Genomic DNA, 19,777 nt, shown 5'->3' on the forward strand with positions numbered 1-19,777 from the left:
CCTCGTACTGGATGTACGAGGGCGATCCCGACAACGCGGCGAGCGTGCGTGCCAGGCGTCGCGAGCCAGGCGCCACTTTGCGGACACGGCCTAGGCCGTGATGTCCTTCGACGTGAACCGCGCCCACGCTGCCGTGCCGAACACGGCCGCGTAGACCCCCTGGAGGACGAGGTTCCTGCGCAGGTCGTCCCAGAGGACGGGGTCGCGCAGGAGGTCGGCGAAGGACAGCCAGTAGTGGGAGAACAGGTACGGCTGGACGGCGTGCAGCTGCGGGATCTGGTCGAGGATCTGGACCGTGATCAGCAGCCCCACGGTGGTCGCCATCGCCGCGATGCCGCTGCTGGTCAGGGTCGACACGAACAGCCCGAGCGCCGCCACACCGGTCAGCGAGGCCGCGACGGCCAGGGCGATCAGCAGCGCCCGGAGCAGGCCCTCGCCGAAGCCGATCCGGGTGCCGGAGATCGTGGTGACCTCGCCGAGCGGGAACAGCACCGCGCCCACCGCCAGCGCGGACACCGCGACGACCAGGGTGGCCAGCAGGCAGAAGGCGAGGACGGCGGCGTACTTGGTCAGCAGCAGCCGGGTCCGGCCCGCCGGGGCGACCAGCAGATAGCGCAGGGTGCCCGCCTGCGCCTCGCCCGCGACGGCGTCGCCCGCGATCACGCCGACCGCCATCGGCAGGAAGAACGGCAGGGTCGCCGCGAGCGCGGTGAAGACCAGGAACAGGCCGTTGTTGGTGATCTGCGCGATGAACGCGGGGCCGCCCCCGCCGCCCGCCGACCCGCCGTCCCCGGTTTCGACGCGCACCGCGATCCCGATCAGCACCGGCACCGCCGCCAGCACCGCGAGCAGCACCAGGGTGCGCCAGCGGCGCAGGGTGGTGACCAGCTCGCTGCGCAGCAGCCCGAACGTCCACAGGGGCCGGGGCGCCGTGGGGTACGTGGTCTCATCCCGCGACATCGAAGCCCTCTCCGGTCAGCGCCACGAACGCGTCCTCCAGCGAGGCGCGTTCCAGGGTGAACCCCCGTACCCGCACGCCCGCCGCGACCAGTGCGGCGTTCACCTCGGCGAGGTCGCGGGCGGGCGGTTCCCCGGTGACCGTCTCCCCGGTCACCGTGAGGCCGGTGACGCCCTGCTCCCCCAGCACCCGGGCCGCCTCCGCCGGGTCCGGGGTGGTCACGGCGAGCCGGCCGCGCGCCCCGGAGGACAGGTCGGCCACCGCGCCCTGGGTCACGAGCCGGCCGCGTGTCATCACCGCCGCGTGGGTGCACACCTGCTCGATCTCGTCGAGGAGGTGGGAGGAGAGGAAGACGGTGGTGCCGTCGGCGGCCAGCTCCCGGATCAGGCCGCGGATCTCGCGCATCCCCTGCGGGTCGAGACCGTTGGTGGGCTCGTCCAGCACGAGCAGGCGGCGCGGGGTGAGCAGGGCGGCGGCCAGCCCGAGGCGCTGTTTCATGCCGAGGGAGTACGCCTTCGCCTTCTTGCCCCCGGCGGCGGCGAGCCCCACCCGCTCCAGCGCGGCGGCGACGCGGGCGCGCCGGGTGCGGGGGTCGGCGGCCGGGTCGGCGGCGTCGTAGCGCAGCAGGTTGTCCCGGCCGGAGAGGAAGCCGTACAGCGCGGGGCCCTCGATGAGGGCGCCGACCTCGGGCAGTACGGCACGCCCGGCGCCCGGCATGGGGCGGCCCAGGACGTGCGCGGTGCCCGAGGTCGGTTCGATCAGCCCCATCAGCATGCGGATGGTGGTGGTCTTGCCGGAGCCGTTGGGGCCGAGGAAGCCGAAGACGCTGCCCGCCGGGACGGTCAGGTCCAGACCGTCCACGGCGAGCTGTCCGCCACGGAACCGCTTGGTCAGGCCACGGGTGGCGATGACCGGCGCGGCATCGTCCCGCGCGGCGGAGGGTCGGTCCATCGGCTCCCCCTGCGTGAGCTCCGTCGTGCCCGGTGGGTCACTTGTCGGCGTCGGCCGCCTTCACCAGGGCCTCCTTGGTGACCGCGCCCGCGTACACCGTGCCGTCGTCGGTGATCAGGGCGTTGACCAGGCGGGTGGAGAAGACGGTGCCCTTGCCGAAGTCGCCGGAGACCGGGTCGCCGAGCGAGCCGAGGAAGCCGCCCATCGCGCCGTCCTGGGAGCCGGTGGGGCCGCCCTCGGCGCCGGTGCCGAACTTGGCGATGGCGGTCCAGCCCTCGCCGATGGTGTCGGCGCCCTTCAGACCGCCCGGCGCGAATTCGCCGCCGAAGCCCGGGGCGTGCTCGCGCCTGCCGTCGTCGCCCGGCTTCTCCTCGGTCACCTTCGCGCCCTTGGGCGGGCGGAAGTCGAAGGTGGAGGCGGGCGGCGCGGCGAAGGAGACCTTGGTGAAGCCCGCGTCGAGGACGGCGGCGCCGCCGCTCTTCGGGGTGAGGGTGAACTTCAGCGGCAGACCCGTCTTCGCGTCGACGCCGATGGTGACGGCGCCGACGGTGGAGCCGGACTGCTTGGGCTTGATCAGCAGCTTGTAGGCGTCCCGGCCGGCGATGCGGGTGGTGCCGTCGACGGTGACCGAGGTGGTGTCGTCGACCGACTTCAGGGCCTCCTCGGCGAAGTCGTCGGGCGTGGCGGAGCGCTGGTGCCCGCGCTCCTCGCCGGAGTGCCGGGCGGTGGTGTGGAAGACCTCGTTGCTCGCGCTGTCGTAGCCCCACACGTCCTTGTCGTTGTGGATGAGGCTGTACTCGGCGTCGCGCTCCAGCAGCGAGACCTTCTGCTTCTCGGGGCCGTCGGCGGCCACGCGCAGGGTGTGGGTGCCGGAGGCCAGCTCGGTGAGCTTGGTGCGCGGGTCGGCGGAGGAGCCGTCGCCGTCCCGGCCGGAGCCCATGCCGTCCTGGAGCGCGCCGAGGTCGGGCAGGCCCAGGTCGGTGCTGACCTTGACTGTGCCGGACATTTGCTGGACGTCGGACTTGGCGATCTTCTCGACGAGCTGCTGGGCGGTGATCTCCGGCAGGTCCGGGTCACCGGCGGCGGCGAGCGCCGGGACCAGCCCGATGGTGGCCGCCGCCACACCCACCACCGCCACGGGCACGACGTACCGGGCGGCCTTGCGGCGTCCGGTGCGCGGGTCCTCGTCGGGGCCGGTGCCGGTCGCGTGGTCGGATTCGTACGGTGCCATGTGTGCCTTACCTCCGTCGTCGGCGGCGGCTGCGCTCGCTGGGATCCACCCGAGCCGCCATTCTCACCGGGATCGGTGAGCAGTGGTGGTTTCCCTGGTTCCCATCAGACCAACTCCGCAGTCCTGGAGCGTCAGCCCACGGAGCCAACTCGGCGTACACCTGCGGTATGACAGACGGACCGGAACACCCGCGCCTACCCGTAGGGGTCGGGCGGGCGTTCCTGGGGCCTGTCCTAACCGGCCCGGTGGACCACCGCGTCGCACAGCTCGATCAGAGCCGTCTTGGCGGTGCAGTCCTTCAGCGGGGCGAGGGCGGCGCGGGCCTCCTCCGCGTACCGCACGGCGTCGCGCCGGGCCTGCTCCAGCGCGGGGTGCACGCGCAGCGCGGCGAGCGCCTCGGCGAGCCGGGCGTCGTCGGTGAGGTCGGAGTCGAGCAGCTCGCACAGCGCGAGGTCGGCGGGCTCGCCGAGCCGGGCGGCGCGCTCGCGCAGCCGCAGCACCGGCAGCGTGGGCACGCCCTCGCGCAGGTCGGTGCCGGGGGTCTTGCCGGACTCGTCGGATTCGGAGGCGATGTCCAGCACGTCGTCGGCGAGCTGGAAGGCGACGCCGAGCCGCTCGCCGTACTGGGTGAGCACGTCGACGACGCTCTCGTCGGCGCCGGACATCATGGCGCCGAAGCGGCAGGACACGGCCACCAGGGAGCCGGTCTTCCCGGAGAGGACGTCGAGGTAGTGCTCGACCGGATCGCGGCCGTCCTGGGGACCCGCGGTCTCCAGTATCTGGCCGGTGACGAGGCGCTCGAAGGCGAGGGCCTGGACGCGGACGGCCTCGGGGCCGAGATCGGCGAGTATCTGCGTGGCGCGGGCGAAGAGGAAGTCGCCGGTGAGCACCGCGACGGAGTTGCCCCACCGGGTGTTGGCGCTGTCCACGCCGCGCCGCACGGCCGCCTCGTCCATGACGTCGTCGTGGTAGAGCGTGGCCAGGTGGGTCAGCTCGACGACGACGGCGGAGGGGACGATGCGCGGGGCGTGCCGGTCGCCGAACTGGGCGGACAGCAGCACCAGCAGCGGACGGAACCGCTTGCCGCCGGCCCGCACCAGGTGCTGGGCGGAGCCGGTGATGAAGGGGACCTCGCTCTTGGTGGCCTCTAGCAGGCCCGCCTCGACAGCCGCCAGTCCGGCCTGGACATCGGCTTCCAGTGCCTGGTCCCGCACGCTCAGCCCGAACGGCCCGACGACGGTCACGAGGTATCTCCTGTCTGCTGGTGTCTGCTGGCGACTTCACGGCTTGTCGATAGGTCGCTGCCATCAGTCAAGTCAGCGTATCCGGTCCTCTTTGGATCACCGATCGCACCCACCGGTCCAGCTCATGAGGTATCGGTTTTCGTCCGGCATGTGCCGGATGGGTGGACAAGGGGGACATATAGGTCCTCAGTCGGGCGATCCGGCACTCCGGGGGTCACACCGAACCAACGAACGGGAGCGCCCCCCGGGTTCCGTCCCGAGGGGACCGATGCCCCCTAATACGCACAGACGGACCAAATGCACATAATCCCCCATGTCTAATTTTGCGTATTTTGCGATTCCGTGAGTTGGCTCACGCGCCCTCCCGTCTCGCGCCTACCCGCGCAAACCCCCCTCTCACCCCCTTCTTACCGTGCCCGGTAGGGAAGTTGAGGATTGGCGACCGCAAAGGATCAAGTGGGCCAATTGGGACAGAACAAGGTCAACTAGCACTTCGGGTGATTCCGGTACTTGTTCCGGACATGTGCGGTCGCATACGTTCCCGGCCTGTCAGGCGAACGCCGAATCCTGCCGCGCCTGACAACCCACTCACGAACTCATTCGTACGGCAGGAGCGGGGGACCCAGGTAAGCCGCCGGACCGGACGACACATGTCGCTCCGGAACGGCTCGGGGTGAAGCCGAATCGTCCCCGGTGTCCGACGGGCACCGGGGACGAAGCGGCCGGGCACCTCCCCGCCCGAACCCGACAGCTCACCTCGCAGGCGACGGAGAGGAAACAACGACATGACTGCTGCCGTTCAGCCGCGCCATGCCCGCACCAAGCGCATCGCCCGCACGCTCGCCGTCGCCGGTACCGGTGCCGCGATGTTCGCGCTCCCCCTCATCGGCGCCACCAGCGCCTCCGCCGCCCCGGCCGCCAAGCCCGCCGCCGCCTCCACGGTGTACCCGAACAACCTCGACGGCTGGATCCGCCAGTCCCTGGCGATCATGGCCGAGAAGGGCATCCCGGGCACCTACAACGGCATCCACCGCAACGTGATGCGCGAGTCCTCGGGCAACCCGCTGGCCATCAACAACTGGGACATCAACGCCATCAACGGCACCCCGTCCAAGGGCCTGCTCCAGGTGATCGACCCGACCTTCAAGACGTACCACGTGGCCGGCACCTCGCTCGACCCGTACAACCCGGTCGCCAACATCACCGCCGCGTGCAACTACGCGTACCACCGCTACGGCTCCATCGACAACGTCAACGGCCCGTACTAGGCCGGACCGGCCCCACGGCCTGTTCGCCGCGCCCCCGTCGCACGCCTCGCGCGTGCGACGGGGGCGCTCGCCGTCACAGCGCGAACAGGCGCTCCAGGACCACGGCCACCCCGTCGTCCTCGTTGGAGAGGGTGACCTCGTCGGCCACCGCCCTCAGTTCCGGGTGGGCCCCGGCCATGGCGACGCCGTGGGCCGCCCACCGGAACATCGGGATGTCGTTCGGCATGTCGCCGAAGGCGACCGTATCCGTCCGGCCGAGACCCAGGTGCTCCGCGGCCAGCGCCAGACCCGTCGCCTTGGTGATCCCGCACGGCTGCAGCTCGACCGTGCCCGGCCCCGACATGGTGACCGTGGCCAGCGAGCCGACGACCGAGCGGGCGGTGGCCGCCAGTTCGTCGTCGGACAGGCCGTCGTGGCGCAGCAGCACCTTGCTGATCGGCGCGCGCCAGAGCTGCTCGCGCCGCTCCACCCGCACGGCGGGCAGGGTCGGGTGCGGCATCCGGTAACCGGGCTCGATCAGCGTGAGCCCGTCCACGCCGTCCTGGTCGACGGCCGCGTGCACCTGGCCCACCTCAGCCTCGATCTTGCCGAGCGCGGTCTCGGCCAGCTCCCGGTCGAGCTGGACGGACCACAGCATGCGGGCGGCGCCGGCGTCGTACACCTGCGCGCCCTGGGCGCACACCGCGAGCCCCGTGCCGCCGAGCGCGGCCAGCAGGGGGCGCACGCGGGGCGCCGGGCGGCCCGTCACCACCAGATGCCGGGCGCCGGCGCGTGCCGCTCCGGCGAGCGCGGCGAGCGACCTGGGGGAGACCGTGTCGTCGCCGCGCAGCAGCGTCCCGTCCAGGTCGGTGGCGATGAGTGAGCGAGCGGAGGGTGCGGCCATGATCAGAGAATACGGATCACAGGTCCCCCCGACTCACCACGCGGTCACGGGAGTTGACGCGCCGCTCAGCTCCGGGCGCCGTGTGCCGCCGCCAGGTGCCGCGCCAGCCGCGGGGAGGCGAACTCCGTACCGCACACGAAGCGCATCACCGGACCGTACGAGGCCGCCGCGGGCAGGCCGGTGAAGTACAGGCCGGGCAGCGAGGAGACGTAGCCGGGGCCGAGCCGGGGCGCGCCCCGGGTGACCGCGAGGCCCGCGCGCAGGCCCGGACCGAGGAAGTCCAGCGCGGCCAGATCGACCCGGTAGCCGGTGGCCGCGATGACGTGGTCGGCGGTGAGCCGGTCGGTGCGGCCCCCGTGGGTGCGCACGGTGAGCACCGGGGCGCCGTCCACCGCCTCGGCGGCCACCACCCGCGCCACCTCCCGCACCTGCACCCGCTCCTCGAAGCGTTCGCGCAGCCACCAGGCGCCGAGCGGGCCGAGGACCCGGCGGACCAGGTGGTGCCGGACGCCTTCGGGCAGGAAGCGGTAGGGGTCGGCGTGATAGCTGAGCGCCCACAGCGACCAGGCGCGGCCGAAGGGCGACTCCGGACGGAACCGGGGCTGCTTCCAGGGCGGCGCGCCGAAGGCGACCCGGCCCCGGCCGCGCGAGACGACCCGCACCCGCGCGCCCGCCTCGGCGGCGAGGGCGGCGGTCTCCAGCGCGGACTGCCCGGCGCCGACCACGATCAGCTCCTTGCCCGCGAACCGGCCGAGGTCGTGGTGCTGGGAGCTGTGCGAGACCGGCGCGGGCCCGTCGAGCGCGGCCCCGGCCAGTTCGGCGGGCAGGTGGGCGAAGCCGGACAGTCCGGTGGCGACCACGACCGCGCGGGCGGCGAACTGCTCCCCCGAGTCGAGCTTCAGCTCGAAGCCGCCGGGCCGCCCGCGCTCGACCGACACCACCCGGACCCGCTCCAGGTCCGGCACGAGCCGCTGCCGGAACCACTCCCCGTAGGCGATGAAGGTCTCCGCCGGGATGATGTCCTCGTCGGTCACCAGGCGGCGCACGCCCGCCGCGTCGCAGTAGTCGGCGAGGGTGTGGCCGGGCTGGGGACAGTCGAGGCTGGAGGCGGCCGGGGTCGACTTCAGGAGCATCCCCTCGGGCATGTGGTCGCGCCAGCTCACCATGGGGTCGCCGAAGACGCGTACCGGGAGCCCGCGCGCCCGCAGATGGGCGGCGGTGGACAGGCCGTAGGGCCCGGCCCCGATGACTGCAACCGGTCGGATCACGAAGTCCCTCCCAGGACGCGGTACGCCACGTGCGTGGCCTTGCCTACTTCGCGGAGTGCGAGGTGCCGCCGCCCCGGCGGCCGGTCCGCCAGAGCTGGTAGAGGTGCTTCGCGCCGGGGCGGGCGAAGCGGGCGAGCATCGTGAGGAACGGCATCGGGTCGTCGCCCGCGAGCCAGGCCAGCTCGGTCCCGCTGGCCCGCGCCGGGGCGTGCGGCGTGGTGTAACCGCTGCGGCGGTAGGCGAGCCAGGCGGGCAGGTCGATGTTCTCCACGACGAACCGCCGGCCGGCCCGCTGTCCGCCCTCGGGGACGGGCCGGCCGGTGAGGTTCAGGTGCAGGGCCCGTACGACGTCCACGCCCGACTCGCTCTCGAAGAGCCGGAACTGGGCGCCCATGCGGGGGTTGAAGTCCAGCAGCTTGTACCGGCCGTCGCGGCGGTCGAAGCGCAGGTCGAGGTCGACGACCCCGGCGAAGCCGAGCTGTTTGACGAACCGCGTGGCCAGATCGGCGAGTTCGGGGTTGTCGACGACGAAGGCGCTGGCCGTCATGCCCGCGTGCGGGGGCCAGGAGCGGACCTTGACGCCGGTGAAGACGGCGAGCGGGCCCGCGTCGGCGTCGAAGCAGCCGTGCACGATCCAGTCCTCGGCCGCCTCCCTCGGCAGGTACTCCTGGAGGATCACGCCGGGGTCGTCGCCCCAGTCGCGGGCGAGGGCCAGCAGGCCGCCGCGGGTGGCGATCCGGGTGGTGCCGCCCACGGCCGGGCGTCTGCGCCGGACGAACGCCTCCCGGTTCTTGGCCACCACCGGGAACCGCGCCTCGTCCGCGAACGCCACGATCTCGTCGTAGGAGCGCGGGAAGACGGTCGCGGGGGTGTCGATGCCGTGCTCCCGGCACAGCTCGTACAGGCCCTGCTTGCTGGCCACCCGCCTCGGCAGGTCGGGCTCGACGCGCGGGAAGAGGAAGGCGCCGGACAGCTCGTCTTGGTGCTCGGCGATCAGGACGGCCGCCTCTTCGTCGGTCGGGATCAGCACCGCCGGGCGGCCGATGCGGCGCCCGATCCGGCGCAGCCCCTCGACCAGGTGCCCGGGCTCCTCCGCGCCGGTCGTCGGCCACACGAACGCCCGCCGCAGATAACGGGACGCGGCGGCCGGGGTGTACGGGTCCTCGGTGATGGCGTACATCGGCACGCCCAGCCGGCCGAGACTGCGGACCGCGCCGACCCCGCCGTGGTGCAGCGGGTATCCGCCGAACTTGACTATCAGGCCCGGCACTTCACGGTCCGCCTCGAAAGGCGCGCCGAAGCGGCTCGCGGCCACGGGTCCCCCCACGTGTCCCCCCTTTTTCGGGCCGGACCCACCCCGTCCGTGTCCCCGAAGGACGCTAAGCCGGAACACATCCCTCCGACAAGCACTACTCGGACATTGCGAACTCTTTAGACATGGCCCGCTACGGCCGCCCGACCCTGCCCAGAACACCCGGTCCCGCCGTAACGTGTGGCCCGACGCTATGGATCATCAACCCAGGCAGACGCGGATGAGAGTGAGGCAGCACCCCATGCCCCCCGTGCCCCCGTTCGACGTTCCCGAGGGCGACCCCTTCGGCCCGCACAACCTTCCCTACGGCGTGTTCTCGCCCTCCGGCAGCACCGACGGCACCGGACGCCGCGTCGGCGTCCGGCTCGGCGGCCATGTCCTGGACGCGGGAGCCGCCGCCTCCGCGCTCGGCTCCCCGCACGCGGAGCTGCTCACTGCGCCGACCCTGAACCCGCTGCTGGCGGCCGGGCCCGCCGTCTGGTCCGAGGTGCGCGAGGCGCTGACCGAATGGGTCACGCTGCCCGCGCACCGGGCCGCCGTCGAACCGCACTTCCACTCGCTGTCACGGGTCGCGCTGCACCTGCCGTTCGAGGTGGCCGACTACGTCGACTTCTACGCCTCGGAGAACCACGCCCGCAACGTCGGGCAGATCTTCCGCCCCGACTCCCCCGACCCCCTCACCCCCAACTGGAAGCACCTGCCGATCGGTTACCACGGCCGCGCGGGTACCGTCGTGGTGTCCGGCACCGACGTGGTCCGCCCCTCGGGCCAGCGCAAGGCCCCCGCCGACCCGGCGCCGGTCTTCGGGCCCTCCGTCCGGCTCGACATCGAGGCGGAGGTCGGCTTCGTGGTGGGCGTGCCCTCCGCACAGGGCACCCCGGTCCCGCTGACCGGGTTCCGGGACCACGTCTTCGGGCTCTGCCTGCTCAACGACTGGTCCGCCCGGGACCTCCAGGCGTGGGAGTACGTCCCGCTCGGCCCCTTCCTCGGCAAGTCCTTCGCCACCTCGGTGTCGGCGTGGATCACCCCGCTGGCCGCCCTGGAGGAGGCACGGGTGGCCCCGCCCGAGCGCACCCACCCGCTGCTGCCCTACCTCGACGACTCCGCCCCCGGCGTCGAGCCCGGCGGCTACGACCTGCGGATCTCCGTCGCCGTCAACGGACAGGTGGTGTCCGAGCCGCCGTTCTCCACCATGTACTGGACCGCCGCCCAGCAGCTCGCCCACCTCACGGTGAACGGGGCCTCGCTGCGCACCGGCGACCTCTACGCCTCCGGCACGGTCAGCGGCCCGGCGGAGGGGCAGCGCGGCTCGCTGCTGGAACTGACCTGGAACGGCCGCGACCCCCTCGAACTCCCCGACGGCAAGCGGGCGTTCCTGGAGGACGGCGACGTGGTCACCTTCACGGCCTGGGCGCCGGGCCGGGACGGCAGCAGGGTCGGGCTCGGGGAGGTCGAGGGGCGGATCGTCAGCGGGTGAGGTGAGCGCGGGTCGGGGACGGGGGGGCGGGGGCGGCGGGGCGCGTGTGGTGCCGTACGCCTGTATTCGGCGGGCCCGGGCCGTCATACTGACGGCGTACGAACCGGGCGGCGCGCACCCCGCGCTCCCGCAGGCCCCACCCCTTTCCGACCAGGCACGTCCGACCAGGAACCGGAGCCCCGGCATGACCGTCTGCCTGCTCCTGCTGACCGTCCTCGCCCTGACGGCCGCCGTACCGGCGCCCCGGGCGCTGACGCGTGCCGACTGGCCGGAGCGGGAGCCGGTGGTGGCGCTGTGGGTGTGGCAGTGCCTGGTCGCCACGGTGCTGCTGTGCTGTCTGACCGCGCTGGTCCTGGGCGCGGCGGCCGTCTTCCACACCGTCCGCGACCATGTCTTCGCCCCGGCCCCGCCCGCCGTGACCGCCGCCTACGACCTGACCGCCGCGCCCGTCTGGGCCACCGCCCTCACCCTGCTGCTGGCCTCGGGCGCCGCGTGGACCACGGCGATGCTGGGCCGCGAACTGACCGAGGCCCGGCGGCGGCGCGTGGCGGCCCGCGCGCACCTGCGGGAGCGGGCGCCCGACCTGCCCGCCGGTCTGCCCCCGTCCCGGGGGCCGCTGCTGGTGCTGGAGGACGAGTACCCGGACGCCTGGTGGATGCCCGGCCACCCGGCCCGGCTGGTCGTGACCACGGGGGCACTGCACCGGCTCACCGGGCACCAGCTCGACGCCGTCCTCACCCATGAGCGGGGCCACGCGCGCGCCCACCACGACTGGCTGCTGCACCTGTCGAGCGCGCTCGCCACGGGCTTCCCGCGGGTGCCGCTCTTCGCGCACTTCTGCGAGCAGACGCACCGGCTGGTCGAGCTGGCCGCCGACGACGCCGCCTCCCGGCGCTGCGGCCACGTCACCACCGCGCTGGCGCTGATCGAGCTGAACCAGCACCGGGGCGTGCTGTCCTGCGCCTCCAGTCACCGCCTGCTCGGTGAGCGGGTGGACCGGCTGCTGGAGCCGCCGCCCCGGCTGCGGCGCGGACACCGGGCGCTGACCACCGCCCTGGCCGCGCTGGTACCGCTGCTGCCGCTGCTGATCACGTTCGCCCCGGGGCTGACGGCGCTGGCGTAGCGCCCGCCGGTCAGCTCCAGTCCGGCTCGGGCTCCTCCTCGCCCTCGGGCCAGTACAGATCGGAGGGCTCACCCGGACCGGAGGCCGAGGGTGCGGGGGCGGCGGCCGCTGCCGGTTCCGCCGCTTCCGGGGTGCCGGTCCCGCCGGCGGACTGGGCCTGGAGCACCGCGAGCACGCCCTCCCCGTACGTGGCGAGCTTCTTCTCGCCGACGCCGTTCAGCGTGCCCAGCTCGCGCACCGAGGCGGGACGGCTGGAGGCGATCTCGCGGAGCGTGGCGTCGTGGAAGATGACGTACGCCGGGACGCCCTGCTCCTTCGCCTGCTCCGCGCGCCAGGCGCGCAGCGCCTCGAAGACGGGCACCAGCTCGGCGGGCAGCTCGGCCGCCGCCGTCTTGCCCTTGCGCTCGCCCCGGCCGGAGGAGCGGGACGCGGCCGGACGCTTGGGCTCCTTGCGCAGCGGCACCTCGCGCTCGCGGCGCAGCACCTCGCCGCTCGCCTCGGTGAGCACCAGCGTGCCGTACTCCCCCTCGACGGCCAGCAGCCCCTGGGCGAGCAACTGCCGCACCACGCCCCGCCATTCGCCCTCGGCCAGGTCCTCGCCGATACCGAAGACGGAGAGCTGGTCGTGGTCGAACTGGATGACCTTGGCGGAGCGCTTGCCGAGCAGGATGTCCACGATCTGCACGGTGCCGAACTTCTGGCCGCGCTCACGCTGGAGCCGCACGACGGTGGAGAGCACCTTCTGCGCGGCCACCGTGCCGTCCCAGGTCTCCGGCGGGGTGAGGCAGGTGTCGCAGTTGCCGCAGCCCGCCTCGGCCGGGTCCTGGCCGAAGTAGGCGAGGAGCTGGCCTCGGCGGCACCGGGCCGTCTCGCAGAGGGCGAGCATCGCGTCGAGGTGGGCGCCGGCGCGGCGGCGGAACGCCTCGTCGCCCTCGCCGGACTGGATCAGCTTGCGCTGCTGCACGACGTCGCCCAGGCCGTACGCCATCCAGGCCGTGGAGGGCAGTCCGTCACGGCCCGCGCGGCCGGTCTCCTGGTAGTAGCCCTCGATGGACTTGGGCAGGTCGAGGTGGGCGACGAAACGGACGTCGGGCTTGTCGATGCCCATGCCGAAGGCGATCGTGGCGACCACGATCAGGCCCTCCTCGCGCAGGAACCGGGACTGGTGCCGGGCGCGCGTGGCCGCGTCCAGACCCGCGTGGTACGGCACGGCGGCGATGCCGTTGGCGGTGAGGAACTCGGCGGTGCGCTCCACCGAGTTGCGGGAGAGGCAGTAGACGATCCCGGCGTCGCCCGCGTGCTCCTCGCGGAGGAAGGAGAGGAGCTGCTTCTTGGCCTCGGCCTTGGGGACGATGCGGTACTGGATGTTGGGCCGGTCGAAGCTGGCGACGAAGTGCCGGGCCTCGGGGAGGTTCAGCCGCCGGGTGATCTCCTCGTGGGTGGCCCGGGTGGCGGTGGCCGTGAGGGCGATCCTCGGGACGTCCGGCCAGCGCTCGCCGAGCAGGGAGAGGGTCAGGTAGTCCGGGCGGAAGTCGTGGCCCCACTGGGAGACGCAGTGGGCCTCGTCGATGGCGAAGACGGAGATCTTGCCCCGCGAGAGCAGGTCCAGCGTGGCGTCCACGCGCAGCCGCTCCGGGGCCAGGTAGAGCAGGTCCAGCTCACCGGCGAGGAACTCGGCCTCGACCGTGCGGCGCTCGTCGAAGTCCTGGGTGGAGTTGATGAAGCCGGCCCGGACCCCGAGGGCGCGCAGCGCGTCCACCTGGTCCTGCATCAGCGCGATCAGCGGTGAGACGACCACACCGGTGCCGGGCCGGACCAGGGCCGGGATCTGGTAGCACAGCGACTTGCCGCCACCGGTCGGCATGAGCACCAGGGCGTCGCCGCCCGCCACCACGTGCTCGATGATCGCTTCCTGCTCGCCGCGGAAGGAGTCGTACCCGAAGACGCGGTTCAGCGTGGCCAGCGCCTCGCTCCCGTCCACGCCGGGCCCCTCGGTCACCGTCGTCATCCCGCTGATCCCACCTGTCCCACTCATCGCCCGCCCCGTGCGCCGTCACTCGACCACCGCATCCACCATAGGCGCCCGCGCCGACAGGGCCGGGAGTTATCCACAGGCTCGCGGAGATCCATGCCCTAGACATATGCCGATCGGCCTTGTCCGGATCTCGGCCGTAGTCCACACGTTCGCGGGAGACCTGCCGGTTTCCCGTCGATAGTCTGGATGCTCCGGCGAGACTCCGTCCCATGGGAGCACTGATGAGCGTCGCACCGAAGGCGTCCAAACCCGCCTGGCCGACCCCGCCGGAGGGCGGGTGGACCGCCGACGACCTGGACCAGCTTCCGAATCTTCCTCCGCACACGGAGTTGATCGACGGGAGCCTCGTCTTCGTGAGTCCGCAGACCATCTTTCATGAGCGTGCCATTGACTACCTCAAGTGGCAGCTTCAGTCCGTCGCACCGGACGACTTCGAGATCTTCCGCGAACTCACCATCGATCTGGACCAGCAGAACAGGCCGGAACCCGACGTGGTCGTAGTGCGCGCGGACGCTGCGGAAGACCTGACGCAGACGCGATTTCCCGTAAGCGCGGTCCTGCTGGCGATCGAGGTCATGTCCGAGGAGTCCGCCTCCCGCGACCGCGAGACCAAGCCGATGAAGTACGCCCGCGCCAAGATCCCGCACTTCTGGCGCGTCGAGAACGAGCGGGGGCGTGCCGTGATCCACGCCTTCGAGCTGGAGCCGACCACCGGTACGTACACCAGCGTGGGCATCTTCCGCGATCGGATGAAGGTCGAGGCGCCGTTCCCCGTCGACCTCGACCTCACCAGGATCAAGACCCGCCGGGGCACAGTCGAGTAGTCACCGCAAGCACACGCACGACGGCCCGGCCCCCGAAACCGCAGGTTGCCGGGCCGTCGTGTCGGGTCAGCGGACGAACACCCCCGCCTGTCCCGCCAGGTCCAGGAAGTACTGCGGGGCCACACCCAGGACCACCGTCACCGCGACGCCCACCGCGATGGCGGTCGTCGTCAGGGGGGACGGGACCGCGACCGTGGGGCCGTCGGGCTTGGGGTCGCTGAAGAACATCAGGACGATCACCCGGACGTAGAAGAAGGCGGCGATCGCCGAGGAGATCACGCCGACCACGACCAGCGGGGCCGCGCCGCCCTCCGCGGCCGCCCGGAACACCGCGAACTTCCCCGCGAAGCCGCTGGTCAGCGGGATACCGGCGAAGGCCAGCAGGAAGACGGCGAAGACCGCCGCGACCAGGGGCGAGCGGCGGCCGAGACCGGCCCACTGGGAGAGGTGGGTCGCCTCGCCGCCCGCGTCCCGGACCAGGGTGACCACGGCGAACGCGCCGATCGTCACGAAGGAGTACCCGGCCAGGTAGAAGAGGACCGCAGAGACGCCGTCCTCGGTCGTGGCGATCACGCCGGCCAGGATGAAGCCCGCGTGCGCGACGGAGGAGTACGCCAGCAGCCGCTTGATGTCGGTCTGGGTGATGGCGACGATCGCGCCGACCACCATGGTGACGATCGCCACGCCCCACATCACCGGTCGCCAGTCCCAGCGCAGCCCCGGCAGCACCACGTACAGCAGCCGCAGCAGGGCGCCGAACGCGGCGACCTTGGTCGCGGCCGCCATGAAGCCGGTCACCGGGGTCGGCGCGCCCTGGTACACGTCCGGGGTCCACATGTGGAACGGCACCGCGCCCACCTTGAACAGCAGGCCCATCACCAGCAGGGCCATGCCGGTCAGCAGCAGGGCGTCGTTGCCCATGGTGTCGGCCAGCGCCGGGTCGACCCCGCTGACCGTGCCGTCGACGACGGCCGCGATGCGCGCGTAGGACACCGAGCCCGCGTAGCCGTACAGCAGGGCGATGCCGAACAGGGTGAACGCCGAGGCGAACGCGCCGAGCAGGAAGTACTTGACCGCGGCCTCCTGCGACATCAGCCGCTTGCGGCGGGCCAGCGCGCACAGCAGGTACAGCGGGAGGGAGAGCACCTCCAGGGCCACGAACAGTGTCAGCAGGTCGTTCGCCGAGGGGAAGACCAGCATGCCCGCGACCGCGAAGAGCAGCAGCGGGAACACCTCGGTCGTGGTGAACCCGGCCTTCACGGCCGCCTGTTCGCCCTCGCCGCCCGGCACGGAAGCGGCCTGCGCGGCGAAGGAGTCGACCCGGTTGCCGTGCGCCGACGGGTCGAGGCGCCGCTCGGCGAAGGTGAACAGGCCGACCAGTCCGGCCAGCAGGATCGTGCCCTGCAGGAACAGGGCCGGTCCGTCCACCGCGATCGCGCCCATGGCCGCGATGTGCGCCTTGGTGGTGCCGTACCCGGCCGCCGCGAGCGCGACGACCGCGGCGAACGCGGCGCACAGCGCGACGGCCGAGACGAACACCTGGGCGTAGTAGCGGGAGCGGCGCGGCACGAACGCCTCGACGAGCACCCCGATCAGGGCGGCGCCGAACACGATCAGCGTCGGCGACAATTGTCCGTATTCGATCTTCGGCGCGTCGATCTTGGAGATCGGATCGGCCGCCGTTGTCCACAGGCTGTGGACGGCTACAGCGCTCACTTGGCCGCCTCCACCGCGGGCTTGGGGTCCTTCTGATGTACGTCGGACATGGTCTGCTTGACCGCCGGGTTCACGATGTCCGTCAGGGGCTTGGGATAGACGCCCAGGAAGACCAGCAGCACGATCAGCGGCGCGACCACCAGCACCTCGCGCACCCTCAGGTCGGGCATCGCCGAGACCTCCGGCCGCACCGGGCCGGTCATCGTGCGCTGGTACAGCACCAGCGTGTACAGCGCGGCGAGGACGATGCCGAGCGTGGCGATGATCCCGATCACCGGATAGCGGCTGAACGTGCCGACCAGCACCAGGAACTCACTGACGAACGGCGCCAGTCCGGGCAGCGACAGGGTCGCCAGACCGCCGATCAGGAACGTGCCGGCGAGCACCGGGGCGACCTTCTGCACACCGCCGTAGTCGGCGATGAGCCGGGAGCCGCGCCGGGAGATCAGGAACCCGGCGACCAGCATCAGCGCGGCCGTCGAGATGCCGTGGTTGACCATGTAGAGGGTCGCGCCGGACTGCCCCTGGCTGGTCATGGCGAAGATGCCCATGACGATGAAGCCGAAGTGCGAGATCGACGCGTACGCCACCAGCCGCTTGATGTCCCGCTGGCCGACCGCCAGCAGCGCCCCGTAGACGATGCTCACCAGGGCCAGGACGAGGATCACCGGAGTCGCCCACTTCGACGCCTCCGGGAAGAGCTGGAGGCAGAAGCGGAGCATGGCGAACGTGCCGACCTTGTCGACCACCGCCGTGATGAGCACCGCGACCGGCGCGGTGGACTCCTGCATGGCGTTGGGCAGCCAGGTGTGCAGCGGCCACAGCGGCGCCTTCACCGCGAAGGCGAAGAAGAAGCCGAGGAACAGCCAGCGTTCGGTGCCGGTCGCCATGGTGAGCGAGCCGTTCGCGCGGGCCTCGGTGATCTCCTGGAGGCTGAAGCTCCCGGCGACCACGTACAGCCCGATCACCGCGGCCAGCATGATCAGACCGCCGGCCAGGTTGTAGAGGAGGAACTTCACGGCCGCGTACGACCGCTGCCGGGAGGCCGCCTCCTCGCCCTGGCTGTGGGCCCGGTCCCCGAAGCCGCCGATGAGGAAGTACATCGGGATCAGCATGGCTTCGAAGAAGATGTAGAAGACGAAGACGTCGGTCGCCTCGAAGGAGATGATCACCATCGCCTCGACGGCCAGGATCAGCGCGAAGAAGCCCTGGGTGGGCCGCCACCGCTTGCTGCCGGTCTCCAGCGGGTCGGCGTCGTGCCAGCCCGCCAGCACGATGAACGGCATCAGCAGCGCGGTCAGCCCGATCAGGGCCACCGCGATGCCGTCGACGCCCAGTTCGTAGCGCACCCCGAAGTCCCTGATCCAGGAGTGGGACTCGGTGAGCTGGTAGCGGGCGCCGTCCGGGTCGAAGCGGACCAGGACGACGATCGCCAGCGCGAGCGTGGCCAGCGAGACCAGCAGGGCCAGCCACTTGGCGGCGGTGCGCTGCCGGGCCGGCACGGCGGCCGTGGCCACCGCCCCGAGCGCCGGGAGCGCCGCTGTCGCGGTCAGCAGGGGAAATGACATCGACATCGGTATCAGACCGCCCTCATCAGCAGGGTCGCGGCGACCAGGAGGGCCGCGCCGCCGAACATCGAGACCGCGTAGGAGCGGGCGAAGCCGTTCTGGACGCGGCGCAGCCGCCCGGACAGGCCGCCGAAACCGGCCGCCGTGCCGTTGACGACACCGTCGACCAGGGTGTGGTCGACGTAGACCAGCGAGCGCGTCAGGTGCTCGCCGCCGCGCACCAGCACGACGTGGTTGAAGTCGTCCTGGTACAGGTCGCGCCGGGCGGCGCGGGTGAGCACGGAGCCGCGCGGGGCGACGGCGGGCACGGTCCTGCGGCCGTACTGCGCCCAGGCCAGGCCCACTCCGAGCACCAGGCAGACCATGGTGGCCCCGGTGACGGTGAGCGCGCTCAGCGGGGAGTGGCCCTCGGCGTGCCCGGTGACCGGCTCCAGCCAGTGCAGGAAGCGGTCGCCCACGTCGAAGAAGGCACCGCCCGCGACCGAGCCGACGGCCAGCACGATCATCGGGATCGTCATGGTCCTCGGAGACTCGTGCGGGTGCGGCTCGTGGCCCTCCGCATCGGCCTGCCAGCGCTTCTCGCCGAAGAACGTCATCAGCATCACGCGGGTCATGTAGAACGCGGTGATGGCCGCGCCCAGCAGGGCCACCCCGCCGAGAATCCAGCCCTCGGTGCCGCCCTTGGCGAACGCCGCCTCGATGATCTTGTCCTTGGAGAAGAAGCCGGACAGGCCCGGGAAGCCGATGATCGCGAGGTAGCCGAGGCCGAAGGTGACGAAGGTGACCGGCATGTACTTGCGCAGGGCGCCGTACCTGCGCATGTCGACCTCGTCGTTCATGCCGTGCATCACGGAACCGGCACCGAGGAACAGCCCGGCCTTGAAGAAGCCGTGGGTGACCAGGTGCATGATCGCGAAGACGTACCCGATCGGGCCGAGGCCCGCCGCGAGGACCATGTAGCCGATCTGCGACATGGTCGAGCCGGCCAGCGCCTTCTTGATGTCGTCCTTGGCGCAACCGACGATCGCACCGAACAGCAGCGTGACCGCGCCGACGACGGTGACCACGAGCTGCGCGTCCGGGGCGCCGTTGAAGATCGCGGCGGAGCGGACGATGAGGTAGACACCGGCCGTCACCATGGTGGCCGCGTGGATCAGGGCCGAGACCGGGGTCGGGCCCTCCATCGCGTCACCGAGCCAGGACTGCAGCGGCACCTGGGCCGACTTGCCGCACGCGGCGAGCAGCAGCATCAGGCCGATCGCGGTCAGTCGGCCCTCGGACGCCTGGCCCGCGTTCTCCAGCACCGGCCCGAAGGCGAACGTGCCGAAGGTGGTGAACATCAGCATGATGGCGATGGACAGGCCCACATCGCCGACCCGGTTGACCAGGAACGCCTTCTTCGCGGCGGTCGCGGCGCTCGGCTTGTGCTGCCAGAAGCCGATCAGCAGGTACGAGGCGAGGCCCACGCCCTCCCAGCCGACGTACAGCAGCAGGTAGTTGTCGGCGAGGACCAGCAGGAGCATCGCCGCGAGGAACAGGTTGAGGTAGCCGAAGAAGCGGCGGCGCCGCTCGTCGTGCTCCATGTACCCGATGGAGTACAGGTGGATCAGCGAGCCGACGCCCGTGATCAGAAGCACGAACGTCATCGACAGCTGGTCCAGCCGCAGGGTGACGTCGGCCTGGAAGTCACCGACCGAGATCCAGTTCCACAGGTGCTGGGTCCAGGTGCGGTGTTCGGGGTCCTCGCCCAGCAGCCCGGCGAAGAGGACCAGGCCGATACCGAAGGAGGCGGTCGACAGCAGGGTGCCGACCCAGTGGCCGACGGCGTCCAGGCGCCGGCCGCCGAGCAGGAGCACGACGGCTCCGAGCAGGGGCGCCGCGATGAGCAGCGCGATCAGGTTCTCCACGATTCTTCCGAC

Annotated in this window: 15 protein-coding genes and 1 riboswitch; of the genes, 4 read left to right on the forward strand and 11 right to left on the reverse strand. The window is 71.9% G+C overall.

Going from position 1 to position 19,777, the window contains the following annotated elements:
- Nucleotides 1-90: 90 nt before the first annotated feature.
- The 4 genes from ABZ898_RS25800 to ABZ898_RS25815 all read right to left on the reverse strand — a co-directional run bounded on the left by ABZ898_RS25800 (nucleotide 91) and on the right by ABZ898_RS25815 (nucleotide 4,384).
- Complete coding sequence (locus ABZ898_RS25800; RefSeq protein WP_361663451.1) at nucleotides 91-960, reverse strand: ABC transporter permease; 870 nt, start codon at nucleotides 958-960, stop codon at nucleotides 91-93.
- Complete coding sequence (locus ABZ898_RS25805; protein WP_361663454.1) at nucleotides 947-1,909, reverse strand: ABC transporter ATP-binding protein; 963 nt, start codon at nucleotides 1,907-1,909, stop codon at nucleotides 947-949. Before ABZ898_RS25805 ends, ABZ898_RS25800 begins: the two co-directional genes overlap by 14 nt.
- A 37-nt stretch (nucleotides 1,910-1,946) precedes the next feature.
- Complete coding sequence (locus ABZ898_RS25810) at nucleotides 1,947-3,140, reverse strand: DUF2092 domain-containing protein (protein ID WP_361663456.1); 1,194 nt, start codon at nucleotides 3,138-3,140, stop codon at nucleotides 1,947-1,949.
- A 233-nt stretch (nucleotides 3,141-3,373) separates the two neighbouring features.
- Nucleotides 3,374-4,384, reverse strand: coding sequence for a polyprenyl synthetase family protein (locus tag ABZ898_RS25815; RefSeq protein WP_361663459.1), 1,011 nt, complete (start codon nucleotides 4,382-4,384; stop codon nucleotides 3,374-3,376).
- A 548-nt stretch (nucleotides 4,385-4,932) separates the two neighbouring features.
- A riboswitch (cyclic di-AMP (ydaO/yuaA leader) is annotated at nucleotides 4,933-5,165 on the forward strand.
- A gap of 4 nt (nucleotides 5,166-5,169) precedes the next feature.
- Here ABZ898_RS25815 and ABZ898_RS25820 point away from each other — a divergent pair.
- The gene (locus ABZ898_RS25820) at nucleotides 5,170-5,652 is read left to right on the forward strand and encodes a transglycosylase SLT domain-containing protein (RefSeq protein ID WP_361663462.1); all 483 of its coding nucleotides are present in this window, start codon (nucleotides 5,170-5,172) and stop codon (nucleotides 5,650-5,652) included.
- 73 nt (nucleotides 5,653-5,725) lie between these two features.
- Here the strand turns inward: ABZ898_RS25820 and ABZ898_RS25825 are convergent, their stop codons facing one another.
- The 3 genes from ABZ898_RS25825 to ABZ898_RS25835 all read right to left on the reverse strand — a co-directional run bounded on the left by ABZ898_RS25825 (nucleotide 5,726) and on the right by ABZ898_RS25835 (nucleotide 9,130).
- A complete protein-coding gene (locus ABZ898_RS25825) occupies nucleotides 5,726-6,535 on the reverse strand; it encodes an HAD family hydrolase (protein WP_361663465.1) in 810 nt (269 codons plus the stop codon).
- A gap of 65 nt (nucleotides 6,536-6,600) precedes the next feature.
- On the reverse strand, nucleotides 6,601-7,803 hold the full coding sequence (locus tag ABZ898_RS25830; RefSeq protein ID WP_361663468.1) for an FAD-dependent oxidoreductase: 1,203 nt from the start codon (nucleotides 7,801-7,803) through the stop codon (nucleotides 6,601-6,603).
- Nucleotides 7,804-7,846: 43 nt separating this feature from the next.
- Nucleotides 7,847-9,130 (reverse strand): ATP-grasp domain-containing protein, encoded by a 1,284-nt coding sequence (locus ABZ898_RS25835; RefSeq protein ID WP_361663470.1) that lies wholly within the window; start codon nucleotides 9,128-9,130, stop codon nucleotides 7,847-7,849.
- Nucleotides 9,131-9,365: 235 nt separating this feature from the next.
- Here ABZ898_RS25835 and fahA point away from each other — a divergent pair, with 235 nt between their 5' ends.
- Both fahA and ABZ898_RS25845 read left to right on the forward strand, forming a co-directional pair.
- Complete coding sequence (gene fahA / locus ABZ898_RS25840) at nucleotides 9,366-10,592, forward strand: fumarylacetoacetase (protein WP_361663682.1); 1,227 nt, start codon at nucleotides 9,366-9,368, stop codon at nucleotides 10,590-10,592.
- 184 nt (nucleotides 10,593-10,776) lie between these two features.
- Nucleotides 10,777-11,715, forward strand: a complete 939-nt coding sequence (locus ABZ898_RS25845) for a M56 family metallopeptidase (RefSeq protein WP_361663473.1) — start codon at nucleotides 10,777-10,779, stop codon at nucleotides 11,713-11,715.
- A 10-nt stretch (nucleotides 11,716-11,725) separates the two neighbouring features.
- Here ABZ898_RS25845 and recQ read toward each other — a convergent pair whose 3' ends face one another.
- Nucleotides 11,726-13,723, reverse strand: a complete 1,998-nt coding sequence (gene recQ, locus ABZ898_RS25850; RefSeq protein WP_361663476.1) for a DNA helicase RecQ — start codon at nucleotides 13,721-13,723, stop codon at nucleotides 11,726-11,728.
- Nucleotides 13,724-13,971: 248 nt separating this feature from the next.
- Here recQ and ABZ898_RS25855 point away from each other — a divergent pair, with 248 nt between their 5' ends.
- Nucleotides 13,972-14,574 carry a Uma2 family endonuclease gene (locus ABZ898_RS25855; RefSeq protein WP_361663479.1) on the forward strand — a complete coding sequence of 201 codons (603 nt, stop codon included), beginning with the start codon at nucleotides 13,972-13,974 and terminating at the stop codon, nucleotides 14,572-14,574.
- A gap of 66 nt (nucleotides 14,575-14,640) precedes the next feature.
- Here the strand turns inward: ABZ898_RS25855 and nuoN are convergent, their stop codons facing one another.
- From nuoN to nuoL, 3 genes are read right to left on the reverse strand one after another with little or no spacing between them, the layout of a single operon-like run.
- Nucleotides 14,641-16,290: an NADH-quinone oxidoreductase subunit NuoN gene (gene nuoN / locus ABZ898_RS25860; RefSeq protein ID WP_361663482.1), complete on the reverse strand. Its 1,650-nt coding sequence runs from the start codon at nucleotides 16,288-16,290 to the stop codon at nucleotides 14,641-14,643.
- Entirely contained in the window at nucleotides 16,287-17,858 is a 1,572-nt protein-coding gene (locus ABZ898_RS25865) for an NADH-quinone oxidoreductase subunit M (RefSeq protein WP_361663485.1), read from the reverse strand. The genes nuoN and ABZ898_RS25865 overlap by 4 nt, the downstream gene beginning before the upstream one ends.
- 11 nt (nucleotides 17,859-17,869) lie before the next feature.
- Complete coding sequence (gene nuoL, locus ABZ898_RS25870; RefSeq protein ID WP_361663488.1) at nucleotides 17,870-19,765, reverse strand: NADH-quinone oxidoreductase subunit L; 1,896 nt, start codon at nucleotides 19,763-19,765, stop codon at nucleotides 17,870-17,872.
- Nucleotides 19,766-19,777 lie beyond the last annotated feature (12 nt).

It is taken from the genome of Streptomyces sp. NPDC046860 (assembly GCF_040645115.1).
In the GTDB taxonomy this organism is placed as follows: domain Bacteria; phylum Actinomycetota; class Actinomycetes; order Streptomycetales; family Streptomycetaceae; genus Streptomyces.